We start from the raw sequence: 23,362 nt of genomic DNA on the forward strand, positions 1-23,362 counted from the left end.
GCGTGATGGGCGCTCCCTACCAGCGGAACGCGCGCGCTAACAGGGCAAGCCCCGGCTTTTGTCAAGCTCGGGCGCGCCAGACTGGCTTGCGATCCCCCCGACACGGGGAGCAAGGGCCGATGGGCGGCATACCGCCCGACCAGAGAAAAGACCGATGAAAATCCACGACCTGATTACCGATACCGAAACCCTCGCCGATCTTTGCCAGCGCCTAGCCAAGTCCGACTTCGTCGCCGTCGACACGGAATTCATGCGCGAGAATACCTATTACCCCCTCCTCTGCCTGGTCCAGATCGGCAACGGGGAAGAGGCTGCCGCTATCGACCCGCTTGCAGACGGCATCGACCTCAAACCCCTGTGGGACTTGCTCACCGATAACGAGGATGTGCTGAAGGTCTTCCATGCCGGCGGGCAGGACGTGGAGATCGTCTATAATTTCACTCAGCGGACGCCCCATCCCATCTTCGACACGCAGATCGCGATGATGGCCATCAGCCAGAACGAGCAGATCGGCTATGCCAACCTGGTCGAAAGCTGGCTCGGCCTCATTATCGACAAGGGCGCCCGCTTCACCGACTGGAGCCGCCGCCCACTGACCGACCGGCAGATCGAATATGCCATCGGCGACGTGACGCACCTCGCGAAAATTTTCCCGAAGATGCTGAAAAAGCTGATCAAGACCGATCGCGGCCGCTGGCTGAATGCGGAAATGGACAAGCTGGCCGATGCGGAAAACTACCGGAACGATCCCGGCGAGGTCTGGCGCCGCATTCGCGCGCCCAGCCGCAACGCGACCGTCCTCGGGCGGCTGAAGGCGCTCGCCGCCTGGCGGGAGCGGGAGGCGCAGGCCAAGGACATCCCCCGCGGCCGGATCATGCGCGACGAGACGCTGGCCGATATAGCCAGCCATCCGCCCAAGAAGCAGGCCGACCTTGCGAAGGTTCGCGGCCTTTCCAACGCCTGGCGCGAGAACGACATCGGCCGGCGGATGATGAAGGTCCTGTCGAATGCCGAGCCGCTGCCGGACGACGAAATGCCGGAGAAGCGCTCCTCGGGCCGCCCGCTGGGCAAGGAAGGCAAGCTGGTCGGCGACCTGCTCAAGCTGCTGCTGAAGATCCGCAGCCGGGAAATCGACGTCGCCAGCCGCCTCCTCACCCGTTCCGACGAGATGGAGGCGCTGGCTTCCGGCGAACGGGACCTGCCGATCCTTGAAGGCTGGCGCTATGAAGTGTTCGGCAAGGATGCGCTGGAACTGGTCGAAGGACGCATGGCCTTCGCGGTGGAAAAGGGTCGCCTCAAGATGACCCGCATCAACGGCCAAGCGGAAGAGGCCGCGACCGCCTGATCCGATGTCCACCTATTTGCCCACGCTGAAGCAGCTGCAGTATCTCGTAGCGCTGCATGAACACGGCCACTTCGGCCGCGCGGCCGAAGCGGTGTTCGTGTCGCAGTCGACCCTCTCGGCAGGTATTCGCGAACTGGAATCGCTCCTCGGCGTGACGCTGGTGGAGCGCAGCCGGCGGGTGGTGCGCTTCACCGGTCTTGGCACTGCGGTAGTCGCAAAAGCGCACCGCGTGCTGCGTGAGGCGGAGGAATTGTCCGACCTGGTCCAGGCCGCCGGCGCGCCGCTGTCGGGCGAAATGCGTCTCAGCGTGATCCCCACCATCGCGCCCTTCGTGCTTCCTCGCCTGCTGCCGCGCCTCAAGCAGGAACGGCCCGGCCTCAAGCTGTTCCTGCGCGAGGAACCGAGTGCTGCGGCAATGGAATCGCTCCAGCACGGGCGCGCGGATTGCGTGCTGCTGGCCCTGCCCTACCCCATCGGCGAGGCGGCTTATGAGGAGATCGAGGCCGATCGCCTGTTCGCCGCCTTTCCCGAAGGCCAGCCGGGCAATCTGCCCGATGAGGTCGATCCCGCGATCATCGAGGAAGGCACGCTGCTGTTGCTGGAAGACGGGCACTGCCTGAAGGACCATGCCCTTGCCGCCTGCAACCGTCCCGAATTGCGCGACAGCGCCACCATGATCGGCACCAGCCTGCACACGCTGGTGCAAATGGTCGACAACGGGCTCGGCGTCACGATGCTGCCCGAAATGGCCATCGACGCGGGGATCCTGCACGAAACCAGCGTGGTCGCCCGCCCGCTGGAAGGCGACGGCGCAGTGCGCCATATTGCCCTGGTCTGGCGCAAGAATTCACCGCGCGAGGACGATTTCCGCTTGCTGGCCGAAGAGTTACGCGCGGGGTAAGCAAACCTGCGTATTAACCTTTTGTCAGCCCCGATCCTGCTATTCCGGAACGTGGGGCAGCACAGGGGTTAAGGGCACATGCGTTCGTACAATCGCTTCACAACCGATCACACGGTCCATTTCGAGACCGAGACGCAAAGCGGCAGCGCCGCGCTCTACAACTTGTCGAGCGGCGGTTGCATGATCGAATTGTCGGACACCGAAGCCGAGGAAGGCGCACCGCTGATCGTGACGCTGAAGGAAGGCGTCGAGATGCCCGGCCATATCGTCTGGCGGATCGGCAAGAATGCCGGGATCAAGTTCGAAATGCCGCTGCACTCCAAGGTGGTCGAGACCTTCGGATATGACGAGGACGAAGTGTTCGACCGCAACGATCCGCGCGACCGCTTCGGCATCCCGCTGGTGGAAACCCGTAAGACCGGTTCCGGCTACATGGGCTGACCGGAAACCGTACGGCTTTCGCAGAACCCGCCTGCGCGCGAGTCGGCCAGTTTCCGTTCTTCTCTGGTGAGCAGGTGGGGCCGCGCGATCGGCCGGCCCTCCGCATCGAAAAAAGCCCCCGTTCGTCCCTTGCGCTGCCATTTGTCGCACAGGATCCGCCCGAATACCCGCGCGATCATTTTCAGCGCGCCACCCGTTTTCAGCCCCGACGTGTCCCCGCAACCGCTCTCCGTGAACACATGCACCGGATCACCGGCGGCGGCGGGGGTCTCGCCTTTCAGCGGATAAGCGATCAGCGAAAGGAACGGCCACTTGCCGTCCATCATCGTGTTGGCGATCGGGGTGCGGCACTCGCGGCAATACCAGCGGAGCAGCTTGCCATCCGTCACGCGGACGCTGGCGAGGCTTTCCTCGCCCTTATCAATTTGCAGGCCAAAGGCGCGGGTCTGCACCAGCGGCGTTCCCGCATAATCGTCCAGCACGCGATCGCCCTTGTCCAAGTGATGCACGAAAGCCTGGCAATCGCGGCAATGGCAGACGAGCCAGCTTCCCTCCGCCGCCGCTTCGGCGGACAGCTTGCCGCCGATCGCACCACAATCGCATTCGAGGATGAGGTCGCCGGCCACAGGGTCAGTCCATGTGCTTCAGGCCGACCCTCAGGTAATCCCAACCGGTGATGACCGTCAGGATGGCTGCGGCCCACAGGCTCCACAGTCCGACCATGTGCGGCACGTTGAACGTGAATTCGCCCAGCGTCATCATCCAGCGCGGCAGGCCGCCTGCAAGGATCAGCGAGCCAAGCGATAGCATCTGGAAGGTCGTCTTCCACTTGGCGAGGCGACTGACAGGGACCGAAACCTGTATGCCGCCGAGGAATTCGCGGAGACCGCTCACCGCGATCTCGCGGATCAGGATCACCAACCCGGCGATCACGTGGAAGTCGCCCACCAGCGGGCCGCGCAGCCAGCCTTGCGCCGTCAGCACCAGGATGACGGCGGCCACCATGATCTTGTCGGCGATGGGATCGAGGAAGGCACCCAGCTTGCTGACCGTGCCGCTCGAGCGCGCCAGCATCCCGTCGAAGTAATCGGTGATCCCCATCAGGCTGTAGAGACCGAAGGCAAGCAGGTAGCCCAGTTCCCACCCCGGCCACCACAGCAGCGCGACGAGGAACGGCACCGCGAAGATGCGGCTCATGGTGAGGATGTTCGGCAGGGACAGCATCGACTGCGACCCCTAGCGCGCCAGGCCGCCGGGCAAAAGCCGCGAGTAATCACTTGTCCCGCGTCATCTTGCCGCTACGGTCGCGCACACTTCAGGGGCTACCAAGGGCGCGCATGTCGACCACAACCGAACTCTTACGCGCACGGCGTTTCCTGCCGCTGTTCGTCACCCAGCTGTTCAACGCCTTCAACGACAATGTCTACAAGACGACGATGGTCCTCTTCGTCGTCTACACCGTCTATAATTCGGCGGAGACGGAGACGATGTTCTCCAGCCTCGCCTCGGGGCTGTTCATCCTGCCCTTCTTCCTGTTGTCCGCCCTTGCCGGCCAGCTCGCCGACCTGCGGGACAAGGCGCGACTGATCCGGTGGATCAAGTTTGCCGAGATCCTGCTGATGTCGGTGGGCGCGGTCGGCCTGTTCCTGGCCTGGCGCGGCATCGCGGTGGACACGGTGGCGATCCCGCTACTGCTCGCGACCCTGTTCGGCACCGGGGTGCAATCGGCATTCTTCGGGCCGATCAAGTACGCGATCCTGCCCCAGCACCTGAAGCCGGGGGAAGTGCTGGCCGGCACCGGGCTGGTCGAGGCCGGGACCTACATCGCCATCATGGGCGGCGTCATCCTTGCCGGCCTGCTGTCCGAAGCGATCGAGATTGCCGCCTATGCCATCATCGCCTTCGCGCTGATCGGTTATGCCGTGTCGCGCCAGGTTCCCACCGCCCCGCCCATGGGCACGCAGGAAACGATCGACTTCAATCCCTTTACCTCCTCATGGCGGCTGGTGCGCGACACCGTCCACAACCGCGAGGTGTGGTTCGCCATCCTCGCCATCAGCTTCTTCTGGACCATCGGCAGCGTGCTGTTCATCCAGTTTCCCCCGCTGGCGAAGAACGTCCTGATGGCCGATCCGAAGGTGGCGAGCCTGTTCCTCGTCTTCTTCTCCATCGGCGTGGCGATCGGCTCGGTCGCGGTGAATATGCTCCTGAAAGGCGAGGTTTCCGCCCGCTACGCACCGGCGTCGGTCGCCGCGATGGGCGCGATGGTGGCCGTATTCTACTTCGTGTGCCGGGCGTGGAATGCCGGGCTGCGCAGCCAGGAATTGATGGATGTCTCCACCTTCCTCTCCTACCCGCTGGCGTGGGTGGTGTTGGGGAGCCTGCTGCTGATCGCGATCTTCGGCGGGATGTTCGTGGTGCCGCTCTACGCGTTCCTCACCACGCGCGTGCCCGCGAATGTCACCAGCCGAACGGTCGCGGCGAACAACATCGTCAATTCCGGTGCGATGGTCTTCGGATCGGTGCTGGCGTTTGCCCTGAGCACGATCGGAGTTCCGCTGGCCGAGCAGGTCCTGCTGTCGAGCGCGATGTGCCTCGTTTCGATCTGGCTAGGCTATCGGCTGCTGGTGGCTGAGCGCGCTGCCCGGCCTGTCCGTCAGGCGATGTAGGCGGACACGCCGAACAGGCAGGCGCAATAGGCCATCATGAAATGGCGGATGTCTTCCGCCTCGATTCGCCAAGGCATGCGGCTCGGCACGGGCTCGGCCTCCTCACCGCTGCGCGCAAAGACATGCGGCGGCAGGCTGGCGCGGAACGGGTGGCGGGCTGCTTCGGTGGTGAGTGTGAGTGAGCGTCTCATAACGAAGGTGTTAACGCCTTCTTTACGATAATGGCCACGGCAGGAAATCCACCGTCGCAGGACGGGACATTAAGGCTGATCGTTCACGCTGAAGATGGCGGATTGCCGTTGCGAAGGGGCGGCGCTAGGGCGCTGGCATGAGCGAAAACCAGACCGCGGCCGCCCTCCTCGTCGACAGCCTGATCGAACAGGGCTGCGACCGCATTTTCACCGTGCCGGGCGAAAGCTTCCTCGCCGTGCTCGACGCGCTGCATGACCGCGAAGGGATCGACGTCATCACCTGCCGGCAGGAAGGCGGGGCAGCGTTCATGGCCTGCGCGGACGGAGCGATGACGGGCCGCCCCGGCATCTGCTTTGCCACCCGCGGCCCGGGCGCGACCAACGCCAGCATTGGCGTCCATGTCGCGATGCAGGATTCGCAGCCGATGATCCTGTTCGTCGGCGATGTCGGCCGCCCCATGCGCGACCGCGAAGGCTTCCAGGAAATCGACTTTCCCGCCTTTTTCGGCCCCATCTGCAAATGGGCCGCGCGGATCGACGATCCCGCCCGCGTGCCCGAATATATCGCCCGGGCCTATGCCACGGCCATGAACGGTCGCCCCGGCCCGGTTGTCCTCGCCCTTCCGGAAGACATGCTGGTGGAAGAGGTCGCTGGCGCGCCGCGGCCGATGGTCACCCGCCCCGCGCAGGCCGCCTGTCCCGACGCGATGGGTGCGTTGATGGCGATGATCGGCGATGCGGCCTCCCCCGTTGCAATCGTCGGCGGCGCAGGGTGGAACGCGCGGACCCGCGAGTATTTCACCCAGTTCGCCGAGCGGATCGGCCTGCCGGTCGCCACCGCTTTCCGCCGGCAGGACGCGATCCCGGCCAGCAGCCCGGTCTATGCAGGCGCACTCGGCTACGGCCCCAATCCCAAGCTGGTGGAACGCGTGAAGAACGCCGACCTCGTCCTCGTCGTCGGCGCCCGCCTGGGCGAGGCGACGACGGACGGTTACACCGTCGTGACGCCCAACCATCCCGGCCAGATCCTGATCCACGTCCATCCCGATCCGGAAGAGCTCGACAGCGTCTATCGCGCCGATCTGGCCCTGTGCTGCGATACGGCCGAGTTCGCCGAAACCGCGGCGCTGTGGGATGACGACATCTTGTCCTTCGATGCCGGCGCGCAGGCCAATCGCGAATGGTCGGAATGGGCGACACCGCAGCCGGGCGAAGCAAAGCTCGATCTCGGCATGGCAGTGGGTGCGATGGTGGAGCATTGGCCGGAAGATACGATCGTCTGCAACGGCGCGGGCAATTTCGCCGGCTGGTGGCATCGCTTCTGGCGCTATCGTGCGCACCCTTCGCAGCTGGCCCCGACCTGCGGCGCGATGGGGTACGGCGTGCCCGCAGCGGTTGCCGCCGCCCGCCGTTTCCCGGACCGGCAAGTCGTCGCGGTGGCGGGTGATGGGGACTTCCTGATGAACGGGCAGGAGTTGGCAACCGCAGCGCAATACGGCCTCGACCTCACCGTCATCGTGGTCGACAATTCGGCCTACGGCACGATCCGCATGCACCAGGAGCGCGAGCATCCCGGCCGCATCTCGGCGACCACCCTTGCCAATCCCGATTTCGCGGCTTTCGGCGCGTCCTTCGGCGCATGGTCGGTCCGCGTGGAAACCACCGAGGAAATGCTGGCTGCGCTGGACGAAGCGCGTGGACGCAGCGGCCTGCGCCTCATCCATGCCGTCACGGATATCGAATATATCGCAGCCTCCGGCGCCACGATCAGCGGGCTGCGCGGCAAGTAGCGCGCACAAAAAAGAAAGAGCCGCCTCCCGAAAGGAGCGGCTCTTTCCGTTGAAACCGAACGGTCGGCAGAAGTGGTATCGCCGGACCAGTCTAACGGTTTCAATCGATCAACGCGCACCCTGACCGTTGGTTTCCGCGCCTGTACTCGGTTCGTCGCAAATTACACGCCGGCCAGCGACATGATCACGGACCATTCCTCCGGCTTGATCTCCGCCACCGACAGGCGGGACTGGCTCACCAGTTCGCAATCCTCCAGCGCGGGTTCGGCCTTGATCTGCTTCAGCGTGACCGGGCTCGGCAGCTTGGTTTTCGGCTTCACCTTCACGGCGGCCCACTTGCCGGTATCGTCCGTGGGGTCGGTGATGCCGGCCACGCTCACCTCGCAAATGCCGACAATCTCCAGCCCTTCGCGCGAGTGGTAAAAGAACGCCTGGTCCCCCACTTCCATCGCCGCCAGGTTGTTCTTCGCGCGGTGGTTGCGAACGCCGTCCCACGTGCCTTCCTTTTCCGCGACAAGATCGTCCCAGCTGTACTTGAACGGTTCGGATTTCAGCAGCCAGTAGCGTTTCGCCATCATATCTCCTCGTGCCCGGGCGGGCGGAAAGCTCGTGTTAACCAGAATTTCAACTCCTTGCGCGATATCCTGCGGACACGTGCAAGGGGGTACGATTGAGCGTCTCTCAACCGACTACGGATGACGCCATGGCCCGTTCCGCCAAGCCGGAACAGGGTGCGAAGCGCGATTTCATCACCTTTGGCATCGCCATTGCGGCCATCATCCTGTTCGTCGGCACTGCCGGACAGGTGCTGGCGCAGACCGTGAAGAACGTCCTCGGCCAGGCCCCCGCCCCCGACCCGCTGCTGCTGAACGCCGTGATCCTGAACGTGGCGCTGATCATCCTCGTCTGGCGCCGCTACCGCGAACTGACCGCGGAGATCGAGCAGCGCCGCGAGGCCGAAGCCCTCGCCCGCCGCCTTGCAGAGACCGATCCGCTGACCGATTGCCTCAACCGCCGCAGCCTTTCCGCCGCCGGTGCGGCACTGCTACAGGCGGCTGCGGGCGAGCGACGATTGGTTGCGGCGATGATGCTCGACCTCGACCATTTCAAGGCCATCAACGACTTGAACGGTCAAAAGGTCGGCGACCAGGTGCTGGTCGAACTCGCTCGCCGTATCCGCGGTGTCATGCCGGCCGATACGCTCGTCGCCCGACTTGGCGGGGACGAATTCGCCTGTTTCATGCGTTTCGACGCGCGCAGCCGCGATGCGGTGGACCGGCACGCCGCGGCGCTGCTCAGGGCCATGTCCGCGCCGGTGGTGATCGACGGGCTGGAAATTGACATCAGCACCTCGATCGGGATCGCCGCGAGCGACGGCCTCGAAGGGGCATCGCTCGACGAATGCCTGTCGCAGGCCCTCGTCCACCGCGCCGATATCGCCATGTACCAGGCCAAGAAGGCCGGTCGGGCCCAATTCGCCTGGTTCGAACCGGCGATGGAAAACGAACTGCGCTTCCGCAACGAGCTGGAAGTGGGCATCCGCAACGGCGTGCGCGAGGGCCACTTCAAGCCGTATTACGAACGGCAGATCGATCTCGCCACCGGCGACCTCATCGGTTTCGAGATGCTCGCCCGGTGGGAATCGCCCGACATGGGCCTCGTCGGCCCCGACATCTTCATCCCCATCGCCGAGGAAATGGGCATCATTTCGGAAATGTCCGACCGTCTGGTGGAGCAGGCGCTGGCCGATGCCGCCGGATGGAGCGAGCACCTGACACTGTCGATCAACGTCTCGCCGGTCCAGCTGCGCGATCCATGGTTTGCGCAAAAGCTGCTCCAGCGACTCCACGCCGCGCATTTCCCGCCGCGACGGCTGGAGGTGGAGATCACCGAAAGCTGCCTCCACGAAAATCTGGCAGTCGTCCGCACGGTCATCGCCAGCCTGAAGAACCAGGGCGTGAAGATCAGTCTCGACGATTTCGGCACCGGCTATTCCAGCCTGTCACAACTGCGCAGCCTGCCGTTCGACCGGATCAAGATCGACCGAAGCTTCGTGAGCGGCGTCGACGGCGACGAGAACGCCGCCACCATCGTCGAATCCATCGTCCAGCTCGGCCAGGGGCTGAACCTGCCGATCACCGCGGAAGGCGTTGTGAACGAGGCGATCCTCGGCCTGCTGCGCGGCATGGGCGGGATGAAGGCGCAGGGCTATCATTACGGCCGCCCTGCCGATGCGGCCGCGACGCGAGACTGGCTGGCGAGCCGGGATCTCGTGGTCCCTGCCGCCGAGCTCGAGGCGCTGACCGCCGACGAGGCGGCCCGGGCTGCCGAGACGGAGCCTGCCCGCCGCACCGGCTGACAGCCTGCCGTCCGGCCTTCGCTTTACTCCCCATAGCTTTACTGGGGCGCGCCCGCCCCCTAATGCCCGGCAGACATGCGGGTTTCCTTCACCAAGATGCACGGCCTCGGCAACGATTTCATCGTGCTCGACGCGCGCGAACAGGCGCTGCCGCAGCTGACCGAAAAGCTGGTCAGTTCGCTGGCCGACCGGCGCACCGGCATCGGTTGCGACCAGCTGATCGTGCTGGAGGATACGGACGAGGCCGATGTCCGCATGCGCATTTTCAACAGCGACGGCGGTGAAGTGGAAGCCTGCGGGAACGCGGCGCGCGCCGTGTCCCTTCGCGAAGGCAAGCCTGCGCGCATCCTTACCCAAGGCGGCATCATCGACGCCGTACCAGCCGATCGCGGCGCACGGATCGACATGGGCAGCCCGCGGTTCGAATGGACGCAGATCCCGCTCGCTTATGCGATGGACACTGCCTCCATGCCCGTCGCCTGGGGCGAACTCGAGGCGCCGGTCGCCGTCAACGTCGGCAACCCGCACGTCATCTTCTTCGTGGACGACCTCGGCGCGGTGGAGCTCGGCAGGCTCGGCCCTATTATCGAGAACGACCCGCTTTTTCCCGAACGGGTGAACGTCAACGTGGCGCAGGTCATGGATCGGAAGTCGATCCGCCTTGTCGTGTGGGAACGCGGCGCGGGGCTCACGCGCGCATGCGGCACGGGCGCCTGTGCGACGGCGGTCGCAGCGGCGAAGCGCGGCCTTACGGAGCGCAGCGTCACGGTGCGCCTGCCCGGCGGCCCGCTCGACATCGAATGGACGGGGGAGGACCGGATCATGATGTCCGGCCCGGCGGCGGAGAGCTTTCGCGGCACTTTCAAAGCGGTCGACTATTCATGAGCGCGCATGTCGTCACTCTCGGTTGCCGCCTCAACCTCGCCGAAAGCGAGCGTATCCGCGCGATGTTCGCGGCCGAGCCGGGCGAAGTCGTCATCGTCAACAGCTGCGCGGTCACCAGCGAAGCGGTGCGCCAGACGCGCCAGGCGATCCGCAAGGCCCGCCGTGCCCAGCCCGATGCGCGGCTGCTTGTCACCGGCTGCGCGGCCGATATCGAGCGCGAACGCTTCGCCGCGATGGACGAAGTGGACGGGCTAGTCGCAAACACCGCCAAGCTCGATCCGCGCAGCTGGAACCTGCCGCCGGCGCAAACGCCGCAAGCACCCACGAAGACCCGTGCCTTCGTCGCCGTGCAGAACGGCTGCGACCATGCCTGCACCTTTTGCGTCATCCCGCAGGGCCGCGGCACCAGCCGCTCGCTGTCTGTGTCGCAGGTGCTGCGCGAAGTCGGCGCGCACTTTGCGCGCGGCGCGAAGGAGATCGTGCTAACCGGGGTAGACCTGACCAGCTGGGGCGAGGATTTGCCCGGCGCGCCCGGGCTGGGGGTTCTGGTAGAGGCGATCCTGCGCGAGTATCCCGCCCTGCCCCGCCTGCGCCTCTCCTCGGTCGACGGGATCGAAATCGACCCGCTGCTGTTCGACCTGATCGCGGGCGAAGCGCGGGTTATGCCGCAATTGCACCTGTCGCTGCAGCACGGGCACGACTTGATCCTCAAGCGAATGAAGCGGCGGCATGGCCGGAGCGACGCCCTGTCGCTGGTGGAGCGGCTCAAGGCGCGACGGCCGGAGCTGGCCATCGGCGCAGACCTGATTGCAGGCTTCCCGACCGAGGCGGACGCGCACCACGCGGCAAACCGCGCGATTATCGAGGAACTGGACATCGTCCACGCGCATGTCTTTCCCTATTCCGCCCGCCCCGGGACGCCTGCCGCCCGGATGCCCCAAGTGGACGGTGCGACCATCAAGGCCCGCGCTGCCGAATTGCGCGAGACGGCAGCGAAGGTTCGGCAGGCATGGCTCGTCTCGCTCGTAGGCCAACCCCTGGCCGTGCTTGTCGAAAAGGACGGGACCGGACATGCAGCGAACTTCGCCCGCGTCCGCGCGCCGGAAGGTGCCGTACCGGGCACCGTCGTGACCATCACCCCCACCCGCCTCGACGAAGGACTGCTTGCATGACCGACGCCGCCGACAATTCCGGCTGGACCGACCGCGTTTTCGGGGGGTTAAAGAAGACCTCCGAGCGCCTGTCCGGCAACCTCGCCGGGACGGTCGGGAACACGAAGCTGGACGACGCCACGCTTGACGAGGTGGAGGACGCGCTGATCGTGTCCGACCTCGGCCCGTCCGCCGCCGGCCGCATCCGCGCCAAGCTGGCCGAAAAGCGCTTCGGCTCGACCATCACCGAGCGCGAGCTGAAGGAAGCCGTGGCGGAGGAAATCGCCGCTATCCTGCGCCCTGTCGCAAAACCGCTGGAAGTCACGGCGTTCCCCCGCCCGCAGGTGATCCTGGTGATCGGCGTCAACGGATCCGGCAAGACGACCACTATCGCCAAGCTCGGCCACCTTTTCTACGAAGACGATTACGAGGTTATGCTGGCTGCGGGCGACACATTCCGCGCCGCCGCGATCGAGCAACTCGCCGTATGGGCCGACCGCATCGGTGCGCCGCTGATCCGCGGGCCGGAAGGCGGCGATCCGGCCAGCATCGTGTTCGACGCGGTCAAGGCAGCGACCGATGTCGGGACCGATGCGCTGATCGTCGATACTGCCGGGCGGCTGCAGAACAAGCGCGAGCTGATGGACGAGCTCGCCAAGATCCGAAAGGTTCTCGGCCGGCTGAACCCGGAAGCGCCGCACGACGTGGTGCTGGTGCTCGATGCCACCAACGGCCAGAACGCGCTCGGCCAGATCGAGATTTTTCGCGAGGTCGCGGGTGTCACCGGCCTGATCATGACCAAACTGGACGGCACGGCACGCGGCGGCGTGCTGGTTGCGGCGGCCGAGCAGTTCGGCCTGCCCATCCACGCCATCGGCGTCGGCGAAGGGATGGACGACCTGCGCCCGTTCGATCCGGACCTGGTCGCGCGCGTCATTGCGGGGGTGGCATGATGGCCGACGAGACGAAGAAGCAATCCGCCGGGTCCAGCTGGATCAACGTCGCGGTCGATTACGGGCCGCTGCTCGTATTCTTCCTCACCTACCGCTATTTCGCGCCTGAAGGTGAAAGCGCCTCTGGAGAAATCTTTGCCGTCATTCGCGGGACCGGTGCTTTCATCGTCGCGGCATTGATCGCCCTCGCCGTGTCGAAATTCCGGCTCGGCAAGATCAGCCCGATGCTGATGCTCTCGACCGTGCTGATCGTGGGCTTCGGCATGCTGACGATCTTCCTGGGCGACCCCTTCTGGATCCAGATCAAGCCAACCGCGATCTATGCCTTCTTCGCCGTCGCGTTGCTGGTGGCCTATGCGCGCGGCAAGGCGCTGCTGAAATGGGCGCTGGAAACCGCATTCGAGGGCCTGTCCGACGAAGGATGGCTGAAGCTGTCGCGCAACTGGGGCATTTTCTTCATCGCGCTGGCGCTGCTCAACGAGGGGCTGCGCCACTTCTTCAGTTTCGAGGACTGGCTGGCGGCGAAACTGTGGGTGTTCCTGCCTCTGACGTTCCTGTTCACCTTCACCCAGATCCCGATGCTGTTGCGGCATGGGCTGGACGTGGGACAGGAAGTCGACGTCGTGAAAGACGAGCCGCCTACAGGCTGATCGTGCGATAACGCCGCGCCATCGCCAACTCGCGGGCACGCCCAGCTGCGGGAATGAGCGAAACAGCACCGGCAGCGGACAGCAGGAGCGCTGCGGTGACATAATGCGCGCGCAGGGCCTGCCCCAGCGCAGGGAGCCACCACAGGTAAGCCGCTGCCGTGCCCACCAGGACAACGATTAGACTGGCCAGCCAAAGCGGCGTACGACGCAGGAAGAGGACATGGATCGTCGCCGTGACCGCTGTCGGAATGAAGCCCGTCAGGTAGATCATCATCAGCAGGGTCTTCAGGCCCATCAGCAGGCCCAGTCAGGCTACGCCGAGCGTCAGGATGACGAAGAAGCTGTGGCCGAGCGGGGGGCAGAAACCACGCGCAGAAGGCGACGAAACAGGCTCTCTCGGCGCGGCAGCGATCATGCGGCCTCAATAGCCGCAGATCCGTTAAAAACCCTGCTGCGCCTAGATTTTCATCTGGCTGCCGAGCTCGACCACGCGGTTGGTCGGCAGGCGGAAGAATTCCATCGGCGTTGCGGAATTGCGCATCATCCAGGCGAACAGTTTCTCGCGCCAGACGGCCATGCCGGGGTTCTCCGCACTCAGCAGCGTCTGGCGGCTGAGGAAGAAGCTGGTCTTCATCATGTCGAACGGCCCGCCGCACATTTCCTTGCGCGTCAGGGCGCGCGGAACATCGGTTTCCTCCATGAAGCCGTAGTGCAGGCTGACCCGGAAGAACCCGTCTTCCAGCTCGTGGATTTCGCAGCGATAGGCTTCATCGACGTAAGGTTCGTCGGCGATGTCGACGGTCAGCACCACCACCCGGTCGTGCAGTACCTTGTTATGCTTGATGTTATGCAGAAGCGCGGATGGCACGCCGCTGGTGCTGCTGCTCATGAAGATCGCCGTGCCGGGAACGCGCTTGGCGCTTCCCCGCGCGCTCTTCGCGAACACGTCGAGCGGTAGGCCGACCTCGCTCATTTTTTTGCGCATCAAGGTGCGGCCGCGCGCCCAGGTGGTGAGCATGGTGAACACGATCGCGCCCACCAGCAGCGGGAACCAGCCGCCGTCCGGCACCTTGAAGAGGTTGGCGACGAAATAGGCCCCGTCGACGATGAGGAAGAGTATCACGACCGGCGCGGCGAGCCACCATTTCCATTTCCACACGCCGACCAGCAGCACCGCCATCAGCAGCGTGTCGATGGTCACCGCGCCGGTGACCGCGATACCGTATGCGCTCGCTAGGGCCGAGGAGTTCTGGAAAGTCAGGACCAGCACGATCACGGCGATCAGCAAAGCCCAGTTGATCACGGGAATGTAGATCTGGCCCGCCTCTTCCTCCGACGTGTGGCGAATGCTCATGCGCGGCATGAAGCCCAGCTGGATCGCCTGGTGCGTGATCGAGAACGCGCCCGAGATCACCGCCTGGCTGGCAATGAAGGTGGCGCAGGTCGCCAGAATGACGAGCGGCAGGCGCAGATTCTCCGGCGCCAGCAGGAAGAACGGGTTGCGCACGACCTCGGCCGCTTCGGCAGCGGGCAGTCCTTCGATCATCGCGCCTTGCCCGAAATAATTGAGCAAGAGGCATGGCATGACGAAGCCAAACCACGACAGGCGCATCGGGCCGCGCCCGAAATGGCCCATGTCGGAATAGAGCGCCTCCGAACCGGTCACGGCGAGGACAACAGCGCCCAGCGCGAAGAACGCGATCCACTTGTCGGTGATGAAAAACTGGACCGCGTACCAGGGATTGAGCGCAAACAGGATTTCGGGGTTCTGGACGATCTGGATCGTGCCGAGCACCGCGATAACGCAGAAATAGACGATCATCACCGGCGCAAATAACGCGCCGACCTTCGCCGTGCCGCGCTTCTGCAAAAGGAACAGGAACACCAGCAGGAACAGTGCGATAGGGATGACCAGCGGGTCGAGTCGGTGGTCCACCACCGTAAGCCCCTCGACAGCCGATAGGACCGAGATTGCGGGCGTGATCATGCTGTCGCCGTAAAACAGCGATGTCGCGAACACGCCGAGCACCACGACCAGCCAGCCGTAACTACCGCGCCCGATATGGCGCGATAGCAACGCGACGAGCGCAAGGCTGCCGCCCTGCCCCTTGTTGTCTGCGCGCATCAGGATGGTGACGTACTGGATCGCCACGACCAGCAGCATCGACCAGAAGATCAGGCTGACCACGCCGAACACGTGCAGCCGGTCAATCAGCAAGCCGCCGCTGTGAGCCCCGGTAAAGGTCTCGCGAAAGGCGTACAGCGGGCTCGTGCCGATGTCGCCGAAGACGACGCCGATCGCGCCGACTGCCAGCGCGGCCTTCTTCTTGTCTCGGTGGTGGCCGTGCGCTCCGCCTGTTTCAGGCAGCGGCGCTGCTGCTTCGCTCATCGGGATTTACGCCCCTCGCTCCATGGCGGAAAGCGCGCGCACTAGCAGCGCGGCAATGGTGCCGCAATAGGTACCGGATTGCGCGGTTTCCGGCGTCATTGCCCGCCCTGCCCGCCGCGCTGGGCAAGCGCGGCATCGAGCTGCGCCAGCCGCGCCTGCAATTCGGCGCGGCCCCAGGCGTTGCCATCAGCCTGACCGAGCGCCCGCGCCCATTCGCTGCGGCCTTCGTCCAGCTGTCCCTGACCCAGCATGGCCGCGCCGCGGAAGAAGCCTGCGGCCACCTGTCCCGGTGCGGCAGCCTCCGCCCGCTCGAACGCGTATTCCGCCGGCGGCGTCAACCGGCCCTCGGCGTGGGCGACGAGGTTCATGGCCAGTGCCAGCCACAGTTCCGCATCCTGCGGCCTGCGTTCGACAGCGGACCTGAGCGCCGCGGCGGCATTGGCGAACTGCCCGCGCCGGGTCAGGCTGTCCGCAGTGATGAGCTCGCGAGAAAGCAATCGGTCGGACCGTCCGAAGCGCAGCCGCGCCTCGATCATCTGGCTGCCGTCGTCGGCTTCCCCCCCCGACTGGTCGCTCGGCGCAGAAGGCAGGTCGGGGCTCGCCTGCAGGGCATAGCCGGTAAGGCCGAACAGCAGGGCGGCGGCAAACAGCATCCATGCGCCGCGCGGCATCTTCAGGACAAAAGCGGCAGCCGCGAACGCCGCTGCGGCAAGAAGGAGGACGAGCAGCCAGGTCACGCGCGCCTCCGCAGCCTGCGCGCCAGCACGAAGAGCGCCAGCAGCACCAGCAGCGCCGGGATCGCGAACAACGGCCAGGTCGTGCGCGATACCTGCGGTTCGTAGCTGACATAGTCGCCATAGCGCGACATCAGGAAGCCGCGGATCTCGTCAGGCGATTGGCCCGCCGCGATCCGGCTGCGCACGACATGGCGCATCGTGCCCGCCATCGGCGCATCGGAATCGGCGATCGACTGGCTTTGGCAGGTCACGCAGCGCAGCGTCTCCATCAGCGCGCGTGCCTCGTCCTCCTGTGACGGGTCGGCCAGCTGGGTATAGGCATATTGCGCCGGCGCCGTGGCCTGCTGCGCGGCCAGCGGCACGGGGATCGCGAACAGTAGCAAGAGTAAGGCGACCAACCGCATCATTGCCCGGCCTTTTCGAGCTCGCGCAAGAGCACCGGGATGTCGCGCTCGGCGATATCGCCGATGTGGTGGTACCGGATCACGCCTTCGCCATCGACGACGAAGGTTTCGGGCACCTTGCTCGATCCGAATTCCAGCTGGATCTGCGAATTCTCATCGTCGCCGATGCGCGCGAACGGGTTGCCGAATTCGGCCAGGAACCTGTCGACATCCTCGCCCTCGTCGGAAATCGCAATCGCGACGATGGTCGCCCCTTCCCGTTCCAGCCGGTCGAGAAAAGGCGCCTCCACCCGGCACGGCAGGCACCAGCTGGCAAAGAAATTGACCAGTTTGGGCTTGCCGTCGCGCAGGTCCGCTGTCTGCACGCCCGGCCGGCTCTCGCTGATCGGCGGCAGCACGAAAGCGGGCACCGGCTGCCCCACCATCGCGCTCTGCACGAAATCGTTGCGCGGCTGGGTCAGCTTGTAGGCGAAGAACCCGCCTAGCAGTGCGACTATGGCGACGGGGATCAGGGCGAACTTCATCTTCATAGCGCTGCCAGCTCCGCCTGCTGCCGCGCCGTTCGCGCCCGCGCGCGGTCGCGTTTCCGCCGCTTCCCCATCCGCCCGACCAGCGCGAGAACGCCGCCGAGCGCGATCAGGATGCTGCCGAGCCAGATCAGCGTGACGAAGGGCTTCCACCACAGACGCACCTGCCACCGCCCGCCGTCCGCCTGTTCTCCGATAACCGCGTAAAGCTGGCCGTTCCACGATCCCAGCAGCGCGGATTCGCTCGTCTGCTGCTGGGGCTGCCAGAAGCTGCGCGATTGCGGATGCAGCTCGTAACTCGCCCCGCCCCGCCGCGCCAGCATCGTCGCTTCGGTCGCGGTCCAGTTGGGGCCGGCGACGGGCGTGATCGAAGTCAGTTCGACTTCGTACGGGCCGATTGCCATGATGTCGCCGATGGCGCTGGCAGCCAGCGTTTCCTTGCTGAAGCCGCTATCAGCCGCCGCGCCGAACAGGCTTACCGCGAGGCCGAAATGGGCCAGCACCATGCCCCAGACGGACAGCTCAACATAGCGCAAGCGCCGGCCTTTGAGTGGCATCCAGCTCGCCACCCCGAGAGCGACGGCCAAAGCTATTCCGAGTGCCGGGAGGAGGCCCGCCCCGCCCAGCATCGCGACGCCGACCAAAGCCGCGCCCAGCACCACGGCCGCGGCAATCGCGGGCTTCGCGATCCGGTCCAGCCGGTCGCGCTTCCAGCGCAGCAGCGGGCCGACGAGCAGCACCAGCACCAGGGGCAGGAAGAACATGGCGGAGACCGGGTTGAAATAAGGCGGGCCGACGGAAACCCGCACACCGAACGCCTCGGTCGCGACGGGGTACAGCGTGCCGAACAGCACGATGGCGAGGATTGCGCTGAGCAGCACGTTGTTCACCACCAGCGCACCCTCGCGGCTGACCACGGCGAAGCGCTGCCCCTCCGCGATGGCGGACGCGCGCCAGGCGAACAGGCCGAGCGCGGCGCCGGTGTAAAGCACCATCAGCACGAGGATGAAGGCTCCGCGCTCCGGATCGACGGCGAAAGCATGGACGCTTGTGAGGATGCCGGAGCGCACGAGGAACGTGCCTAGCATCGACATGGCAAAGGCCGTCACCGCCAGCATGATCGTCCAGGTCCTGAGACCTCCGCGCGATGACAGGACGCTCACCGAGTGGAGCAGCGCCGTGGCAGCGAGCCAGGGCATCAGCGAGGCGTTCTCGACCGGGTCCCAGAACCACCAGCCGCCCCAGCCGAGCTCGTAGTATGCCCAGTAACTACCCGCCGAAATGCCGAGCGTGAGGAAGACCCAGGCGCCCAGCACCCACGGGCGCATCGCATCGGCAAAGGCGCGGTCCACGCGGCCCGTCAGGAGCGCACCCACGGCGAAACTGAACGCGACCGAAAGGCCGACATAGCCGAGGTAGAGCGTGGGCGGATGGAAGGCGAGGCCGATGTCCTGCAACAGCGGGTTGAGGCCGAGGCCCTCCGGCACCGGCGTCGCCAGCCGCTCGAACGGGTTGGAACTGAACAGCAGGAAAGCATAGAAGCCAAGCGCCAGCGCGCCCTGTGCCGCCAGTGTTCCCGCGAGGCTTCGTGCATCCAGCCGGCGTTCGAAGCGGGCTACGAGCGCGCCCGACATTGCCAGCACGGTCACCCACAGCAGCATCGAGCCCTCGTGGCTCCCCCACGCGCCGGTGACCTTGTAGATGAAGGGCTTGGCGCTGTGCGAATTCGAGGCGACCAGTGCCACCGACAGATCGGTGACCGCAAAAACGTATAGCAGCGCGGTGAAGCTGCCCATCACCAGCAGCGCCTGAACGATCGCCGCCGGGCGCGCCATGTCTACAAGGATGCTGTCCGCGCGAACGCCGAACGCGCCAGCGACCAGCTGCAGCGCCGCGAGTGCGGCCGCCATCCACAGCGCCGCAAGTCCCAGTTCGGCGATCACTCGACGGTATCCGCCAGCGTGTCGGCCTTGGCTTCGGCGTCCATGCCTTCCAGCTCGCGCGGCATGTAGTTCTCGTCATGCTTGGCGAGGAGGTTTTCGGCAAGGAACAGGCCGTCCGCCTGCCGCCGCCCCTCCGCCACCACGCCGGAGCCTTCCACGAACAGGTCGGGAAGGATGCCGGTATAGCGCACCGGCACCCGCGCCTTGCCGTCGCCAACGGTGAAAGTGACGGTCACCCCGTCGGGCAGGGTTTCGAGCGATCCGGCCTCAACCATGCCGCCGAGCCGTATCAGGCGGTCCGAAGCAGGTTTTTCCGCGATATATTGCGCGGGCACGTAAAAGAAATTGGCCTGGTTGCGCAGGCCCCACGCTGCGAGCAGGCCGGCGCCGACCAGCGCCGCGAGCGCGATGGCGACCAGCACCAACCGCTGGTGTTTTGGCTTGATGGTGCTCACTTGCGCTTCAGGTCCGCCTTGCGCCGTTCCGCCCGACGCATCCACGCCCAGCTCCAAACGGCAAGCGCCATTGCCGCCACGATGGTGAGCACATAGGCGGCGAGGACGAAATCGCCCTGGTCGAGTGCTTCGCGCATCGCGCTACCCCTCCCGCGCCAGACGGCGCAGGCGCGCCTCGGCCTGCGTTTCGGCGAGGATCGCCCGCATTCGTGCAAGCACGACGCCGCCGAACAGCAGCGAGAAACCGGTCACGCACAGGACCAGCGGCCACAGGTACACCGCGTCGATCGCGGAATTGCCCATGGTCAGGCTGGGCGGCTGGTGCAGCGAATTCCACCACACCACGGAGCGGTTGATGATCGGGATATTGACCGCACCCAGCAGGCCGAAAATGGCAGGCAGCCGCTCCGACGCGCCTTCGCGCATAGTGGCGGAGCTGAGCGCGATGTAAGCGAAATAGAGGAACAGAAGCACCAGCATGCTGGTCAGCCGTCCGTCCCACACCCACCACGTGCCCCAGGTGGGCCGGCCCCAGATGGACCCGGTGGCAAGGCAAATCGCGGTGAAGACCGCACCGGGCACAGCCGCGGCGCGCGCCGCGATTGCGGCCAGCGGGTGCCGCCAGACGAGCACGACCAGGCTTGAAACCGCAATCGCCGTCCATCCGCCCATGCCCAGCCATGCCGCCGGCACATGGACGAACAGGATCGCCACGGTTTCCCCCATCAGCCGGTCGGGCGGGACGCTAAGCCCCCATGCGAGCCCCGCCGCCGATAGCAGCAGGCCGCCAAACAGCAAGACCGGCGTGAGCCAGCGCGCAATGCTCAGGAAGCGGGTGGGATTGGCGAAATAATGCATTGATAGCAGATGATCGGGAGAGTCGCCGCCCCCTAGCAGCTTTCACCGCATTTGTGGCGGAAATTCGTGCGCTTCGGGCGCGATGGCCCCACTTACTTCCGGCCGATCAGCTCCTGCGCCATCTCGTCGGCCACCACGTCCGGACGCTCGCCGGTTTCGTCGCACCTGGTCCAGATCGATTGCAGCCGGTCGGGGATCTGCGCGATGCGCTTGCGCACCTCGTTGATGTCGCACGGCTGGCCTTGGGTGCGGCAGAGATATTCGAGGCAGACGCTGATGATGCCGCCGGCATTGATGACGTAATCGGGCGCGTAGAGGATGCCGCGGTCGGCCAGCAGCTTGCCGTGTTCCGGCCGGGCGAGCTGGTTGTTCGCGCCGCCTGCCACGATGCTGCAATCGAGCCGGGCGATGCCCTCTTCATCGAGTATCGCGCCCAGCGCATTGGGGCTGAAGACATCGCAGTGGGTGGACATGATCGCGTCCGCCGCCACGGCCTCTCCGCCAACTTCCTTGGCGAGAGACTTGGCGCGGCCGGTATCGATATCGGCGACCGTCAGCCTGGCGCCTTCCTTGGCCAGCAGGCGCGCCACGCCGCCGCCAACGCTGCCGGTGCCCTGCAGGGCGACATGGACGCCGTCGAGGTCCTCTCGCTCCAGCTTGTGAGCGACCGCGGCCTTGATGCCGTGGAAAATGCCCATTGCCGTGAACGGCCCTGGATCGCCGCCCGCATCGCCTTCTTCCACCGGGAGGCCCGAGACGTGCTGCGTGTACTGCGCCACCAGTTCCATGTCGGCGGGCGAGATCCCCACGTCCTCTGCCGTGACGTAGCGACCGCCCAGCCCGTCGACCGCCTTGCCGAATGCGGCCAGCATTGCTTCCGTCTTGGTCCCGTCCTCGTCTGCCAGGATCACCGCCTTGCCGCCGCCGATCGGCAGGCCGGCCATGGCGTTCTTGTAGCTCATCCCGCGGCTGAGGCGCAGCGCATCGCGCATCGCGGCCTTCGGCTCCGCATAATGCCAGAAGCGCGTGCCGCCCGCCGCCGGGCCGAGATGGGTGGAATGCAGGGCAATGATGGCGGTCAGGCCGCTGTCGCGATCGCGCACGAAATGCACGATTTCGTGGTCGTCGTAATCCGGTTCGGCCCAGAATGCGGTCATCGTCGCTCACCCGCCTGGCGCGAAATTTCGCGCTGGAATATCAAGTCCGGGAAACGGGGAAGATGGGGCGATCGAGGGGTCTCGAACCCCCGACCTCCGGTACCACAAACCGGCGCTCTAACCAACTGAGCTACGATCGCCACACTATCGTCACGCAAACGTGCCGCCCGTGCCGGACGTGCGCGCTGTTACGCCCCTCGCGCCGCCGGTCAAGCGGTCATCTGGGGCGGGCGCGGCCTGTTGCATGGATGGCCGGAATTGGGAAGCGAAAACTGCATCCGGGCGCTGTTTGCGCAAGAAAGTTTCGCGCTTGCGACATGAGCGCTGCGGCGTAGAACGAGGGGAATGCTTGGCCCCGGCGAATCCTCCCCCGACATCCTGCGCGCCACGGGCGGCGTGAAGCAGGTCCCCTCCCCCAAGCTCGAATTGCTGGTGGCGGACGATTTCCTGCCGGCCGGGCTGTGCGGTGAGCTGATCGAGCTGATCGACGCGAACCGCAGGCCCTCCACCCTCGCCGATCACAATGGCGACGACTATTTCCGCACCAGCGAAACCTGCGATCTCGACCCTGCCCAGCCGGCAGTGATCGAGCTCGAGAGGCGGCTGCGCGAATTCAACGGCATCGATCCCGCCCACGGCGAACCCGTGCAGGGCCAGCGCTATGCCGTGGGCCAGGAATTCAAGCAGCACACCGACTGGTTCGACCCGCACGGCAAGGACTGGGAGCAGTATTGCACCGTGGCCGGGCAACGGACGTGGACCTTCATGATCTATCTAAACGAGGTGGAAGCTGGCGGCGGCACCCGTTTCAAGGTGATTGGCAAGACCTTCCAGCCGGAAACCGGCAAGCTTCTGTGCTGGAACAATCGCAAGGCCGACGGCAGCGGCAACGTCAACACGCTCCACCACGGCATGAAGGTGCGTAAGGGCGTGAAATACGTGATCACCAAGTGGTACAGGGAGAAACCGTGGGGATGAACGAACCGGGCCTGGTGGCGATCTATCGCTGGCGGGTGGCTGCCGAGAAACGACCGGCCTTCCGCGACACGTGGGAGCGCGCGACATTGCGACTGCGCGAACTGGGCGGGCAAGGATCGCTGCTTGGCGAGGATGCCGACGGCACGCTCGTCGCCATCGCCCTGTGGCCGGACATGGCCACGCGCGATGCAGCCTTTGCCGCGACCGCAGGCGAGTTCGACTGGCCCGAAGCGGAGCGGCTCGACCCAATGCTCGTGACGCCCGGGATTAACCATTGGAAACTGGATTCGTGCGAAAAAATATGAAAAGAATTGCTCTCGCGGGGAACGGGCACGTGTGTACCGTCAATCTGAGATAAACCATTCGTTTTTAAGCATAATTCGATTCACGAAACTCAATGGTTGCCGGCGACCTACTAGCAAATTTATGTCCGATTCTTACAATTGCGTAAGGTTCATATGAGATCGCATTGACCTTGGTGCAAAATTTCGTATTTTTCATGAAATCTAGGAAATCAAGGGAACACTTCGGGGGCGCAGTGCAAATTCGATTCAAAGGTACCTTTCGTCGCCAGCTGGC

General features: G+C 65.3%; 26 protein-coding genes and 1 tRNA gene. 12 read left to right on the forward strand and 15 right to left on the reverse strand.

Features of this window, described 5'->3' with window-relative positions; genetic code table 11:
• Positions 1-154: 154 nt before the first annotated feature.
• The 3 genes from rnd (at position 155) to QQW98_RS13320 (ending at position 2,687) form a co-directional block, all read left to right on the forward strand.
• Complete coding sequence (gene rnd, locus QQW98_RS13310; protein ID WP_290135408.1) at positions 155-1,345, forward strand: ribonuclease D; 1,191 nt, start codon at positions 155-157, stop codon at positions 1,343-1,345.
• Positions 1,346-1,349: 4 nt separating this feature from the next.
• Complete coding sequence (locus QQW98_RS13315) at positions 1,350-2,246, forward strand: hydrogen peroxide-inducible genes activator (RefSeq protein WP_290135409.1); 897 nt, start codon at positions 1,350-1,352, stop codon at positions 2,244-2,246.
• A 78-nt stretch (positions 2,247-2,324) separates the two neighbouring features.
• Entirely contained in the window at positions 2,325-2,687 is a 363-nt protein-coding gene (locus tag QQW98_RS13320; RefSeq protein WP_290135410.1) for a PilZ domain-containing protein, read from the forward strand.
• On the opposite strand, the gene QQW98_RS13325 is transcribed toward QQW98_RS13320, so the two are convergent.
• Together QQW98_RS13325 and pgsA are read right to left on the reverse strand one after the other, a co-directional pair.
• Positions 2,675-3,313 carry a DUF6151 family protein gene (locus QQW98_RS13325; protein ID WP_290135411.1) on the reverse strand — a complete coding sequence of 213 codons (639 nt, stop codon included), beginning with the start codon at positions 3,311-3,313 and terminating at the stop codon, positions 2,675-2,677. The two genes, QQW98_RS13320 and QQW98_RS13325, sit on opposite strands and share 13 nt — an antisense overlap.
• Positions 3,314-3,317: 4 nt before the next feature.
• Entirely contained in the window at positions 3,318-3,911 is a 594-nt protein-coding gene (gene pgsA / locus QQW98_RS13330; RefSeq protein WP_290135412.1) for a CDP-diacylglycerol--glycerol-3-phosphate 3-phosphatidyltransferase, read from the reverse strand.
• Between the two features lie 113 nt (positions 3,912-4,024).
• On the opposite strand from pgsA, the gene QQW98_RS13335 reads away from it, so the two are divergent.
• The gene (locus QQW98_RS13335; RefSeq protein WP_290135413.1) at positions 4,025-5,356 is read left to right on the forward strand and encodes an MFS transporter; all 1,332 of its coding nucleotides are present in this window, start codon (positions 4,025-4,027) and stop codon (positions 5,354-5,356) included.
• On the opposite strand, the gene QQW98_RS13340 is transcribed toward QQW98_RS13335, so the two are convergent.
• The gene (locus QQW98_RS13340) at positions 5,344-5,547 is read right to left on the reverse strand and encodes a hypothetical protein (RefSeq protein WP_290135414.1); all 204 of its coding nucleotides are present in this window, start codon (positions 5,545-5,547) and stop codon (positions 5,344-5,346) included. The two genes, QQW98_RS13335 and QQW98_RS13340, sit on opposite strands and share 13 nt — an antisense overlap.
• 137 nt (positions 5,548-5,684) lie before the next feature.
• Between QQW98_RS13340 and QQW98_RS13345 the strand changes: the two genes are divergently transcribed.
• Positions 5,685-7,337, forward strand: coding sequence for a thiamine pyrophosphate-binding protein (locus tag QQW98_RS13345; protein WP_290135415.1), 1,653 nt, complete (start codon positions 5,685-5,687; stop codon positions 7,335-7,337).
• A 161-nt stretch (positions 7,338-7,498) separates the two neighbouring features.
• On the opposite strand, the gene QQW98_RS13350 is transcribed toward QQW98_RS13345, so the two are convergent.
• Positions 7,499-7,912 carry an EVE domain-containing protein gene (locus QQW98_RS13350; RefSeq protein ID WP_290135416.1) on the reverse strand — a complete coding sequence of 138 codons (414 nt, stop codon included), beginning with the start codon at positions 7,910-7,912 and terminating at the stop codon, positions 7,499-7,501.
• Between the two features lie 128 nt (positions 7,913-8,040).
• On the opposite strand from QQW98_RS13350, the gene QQW98_RS13355 reads away from it, so the two are divergent.
• The 5 genes from QQW98_RS13355 (at position 8,041) to QQW98_RS13375 (ending at position 13,335) form a co-directional block, all read left to right on the forward strand.
• Complete coding sequence (locus tag QQW98_RS13355; protein WP_290135417.1) at positions 8,041-9,696, forward strand: putative bifunctional diguanylate cyclase/phosphodiesterase; 1,656 nt, start codon at positions 8,041-8,043, stop codon at positions 9,694-9,696.
• A gap of 75 nt (positions 9,697-9,771) precedes the next feature.
• On the forward strand, positions 9,772-10,581 hold the full coding sequence (dapF, locus tag QQW98_RS13360) for a diaminopimelate epimerase (protein WP_290135418.1): 810 nt from the start codon (positions 9,772-9,774) through the stop codon (positions 10,579-10,581).
• On the forward strand, positions 10,578-11,753 hold the full coding sequence (locus QQW98_RS13365; protein WP_290135419.1) for a MiaB/RimO family radical SAM methylthiotransferase: 1,176 nt from the start codon (positions 10,578-10,580) through the stop codon (positions 11,751-11,753). The genes dapF and QQW98_RS13365 overlap by 4 nt, the downstream gene beginning before the upstream one ends.
• Positions 11,750-12,685: a signal recognition particle-docking protein FtsY gene (ftsY, locus tag QQW98_RS13370; RefSeq protein ID WP_290135420.1), complete on the forward strand. Its 936-nt coding sequence runs from the start codon at positions 11,750-11,752 to the stop codon at positions 12,683-12,685. Before QQW98_RS13365 ends, ftsY begins: the two co-directional genes overlap by 4 nt.
• Entirely contained in the window at positions 12,682-13,335 is a 654-nt protein-coding gene (locus QQW98_RS13375; protein WP_404800819.1) for an inner membrane-spanning protein YciB, read from the forward strand. Before ftsY ends, QQW98_RS13375 begins: the two co-directional genes overlap by 4 nt.
• On the opposite strand, the gene QQW98_RS13380 is transcribed toward QQW98_RS13375, so the two are convergent.
• The 11 genes from QQW98_RS13380 to QQW98_RS13430 all read right to left on the reverse strand — a co-directional run bounded on the left by QQW98_RS13380 (position 13,325) and on the right by QQW98_RS13430 (position 21,945).
• Positions 13,325-13,630 carry a hypothetical protein gene (locus QQW98_RS13380; protein ID WP_290135422.1) on the reverse strand — a complete coding sequence of 102 codons (306 nt, stop codon included), beginning with the start codon at positions 13,628-13,630 and terminating at the stop codon, positions 13,325-13,327. The genes QQW98_RS13375 and QQW98_RS13380 overlap by 11 nt on opposite strands.
• A 162-nt stretch (positions 13,631-13,792) precedes the next feature.
• Complete coding sequence (locus QQW98_RS13385) at positions 13,793-15,724, reverse strand: potassium transporter Kup (protein ID WP_290135423.1); 1,932 nt, start codon at positions 15,722-15,724, stop codon at positions 13,793-13,795.
• A gap of 95 nt (positions 15,725-15,819) precedes the next feature.
• Positions 15,820-16,461 (reverse strand): tetratricopeptide repeat protein, encoded by a 642-nt coding sequence (locus QQW98_RS13390; RefSeq protein WP_290135424.1) that lies wholly within the window; start codon positions 16,459-16,461, stop codon positions 15,820-15,822.
• The gene (locus QQW98_RS13395; protein ID WP_290135425.1) at positions 16,458-16,868 is read right to left on the reverse strand and encodes a cytochrome c-type biogenesis protein; all 411 of its coding nucleotides are present in this window, start codon (positions 16,866-16,868) and stop codon (positions 16,458-16,460) included. Before QQW98_RS13395 ends, QQW98_RS13390 begins: the two co-directional genes overlap by 4 nt.
• The gene (locus QQW98_RS13400) at positions 16,865-17,389 is read right to left on the reverse strand and encodes a DsbE family thiol:disulfide interchange protein (protein WP_290135426.1); all 525 of its coding nucleotides are present in this window, start codon (positions 17,387-17,389) and stop codon (positions 16,865-16,867) included. Before QQW98_RS13400 ends, QQW98_RS13395 begins: the two co-directional genes overlap by 4 nt.
• A 2-nt stretch (positions 17,390-17,391) precedes the next feature.
• Complete coding sequence (locus tag QQW98_RS13405) at positions 17,392-19,335, reverse strand: heme lyase CcmF/NrfE family subunit (protein ID WP_290135427.1); 1,944 nt, start codon at positions 19,333-19,335, stop codon at positions 17,392-17,394.
• Positions 19,332-19,781, reverse strand: coding sequence for a cytochrome c maturation protein CcmE (ccmE, locus tag QQW98_RS13410; protein ID WP_290136949.1), 450 nt, complete (start codon positions 19,779-19,781; stop codon positions 19,332-19,334). Before ccmE ends, QQW98_RS13405 begins: the two co-directional genes overlap by 4 nt.
• A 5-nt stretch (positions 19,782-19,786) precedes the next feature.
• A complete protein-coding gene (locus QQW98_RS13415; RefSeq protein ID WP_290135428.1) occupies positions 19,787-19,927 on the reverse strand; it encodes a hypothetical protein in 141 nt (46 codons plus the stop codon).
• Between the two features lie 4 nt (positions 19,928-19,931).
• A complete protein-coding gene (ccmC, locus tag QQW98_RS13420) occupies positions 19,932-20,648 on the reverse strand; it encodes a heme ABC transporter permease CcmC (RefSeq protein ID WP_290135429.1) in 717 nt (238 codons plus the stop codon).
• Positions 20,649-20,740: 92 nt separating this feature from the next.
• Positions 20,741-21,805, reverse strand: coding sequence for a Glu/Leu/Phe/Val family dehydrogenase (locus QQW98_RS13425; protein ID WP_290135430.1), 1,065 nt, complete (start codon positions 21,803-21,805; stop codon positions 20,741-20,743).
• Positions 21,806-21,868: 63 nt separating this feature from the next.
• Positions 21,869-21,945: transfer RNA gene (locus tag QQW98_RS13430), tRNA-His, on the reverse strand.
• A 205-nt stretch (positions 21,946-22,150) separates the two neighbouring features.
• On the opposite strand from QQW98_RS13430, the gene QQW98_RS13435 reads away from it, so the two are divergent.
• Positions 22,151-22,783, forward strand: coding sequence for a prolyl hydroxylase family protein (locus QQW98_RS13435; protein ID WP_290135431.1), 633 nt, complete (start codon positions 22,151-22,153; stop codon positions 22,781-22,783).
• Positions 22,780-23,088 (forward strand): hypothetical protein, encoded by a 309-nt coding sequence (locus QQW98_RS13440; protein ID WP_290135432.1) that lies wholly within the window; start codon positions 22,780-22,782, stop codon positions 23,086-23,088. The genes QQW98_RS13435 and QQW98_RS13440 overlap by 4 nt, the downstream gene beginning before the upstream one ends.
• The last annotated feature ends 274 nt before the right edge of the window (positions 23,089-23,362 follow it).

It is taken from the genome of Alteriqipengyuania flavescens (assembly GCF_030406725.1).
Lineage (GTDB): Bacteria > Pseudomonadota > Alphaproteobacteria > Sphingomonadales > Sphingomonadaceae > Alteriqipengyuania_B > Alteriqipengyuania_B flavescens.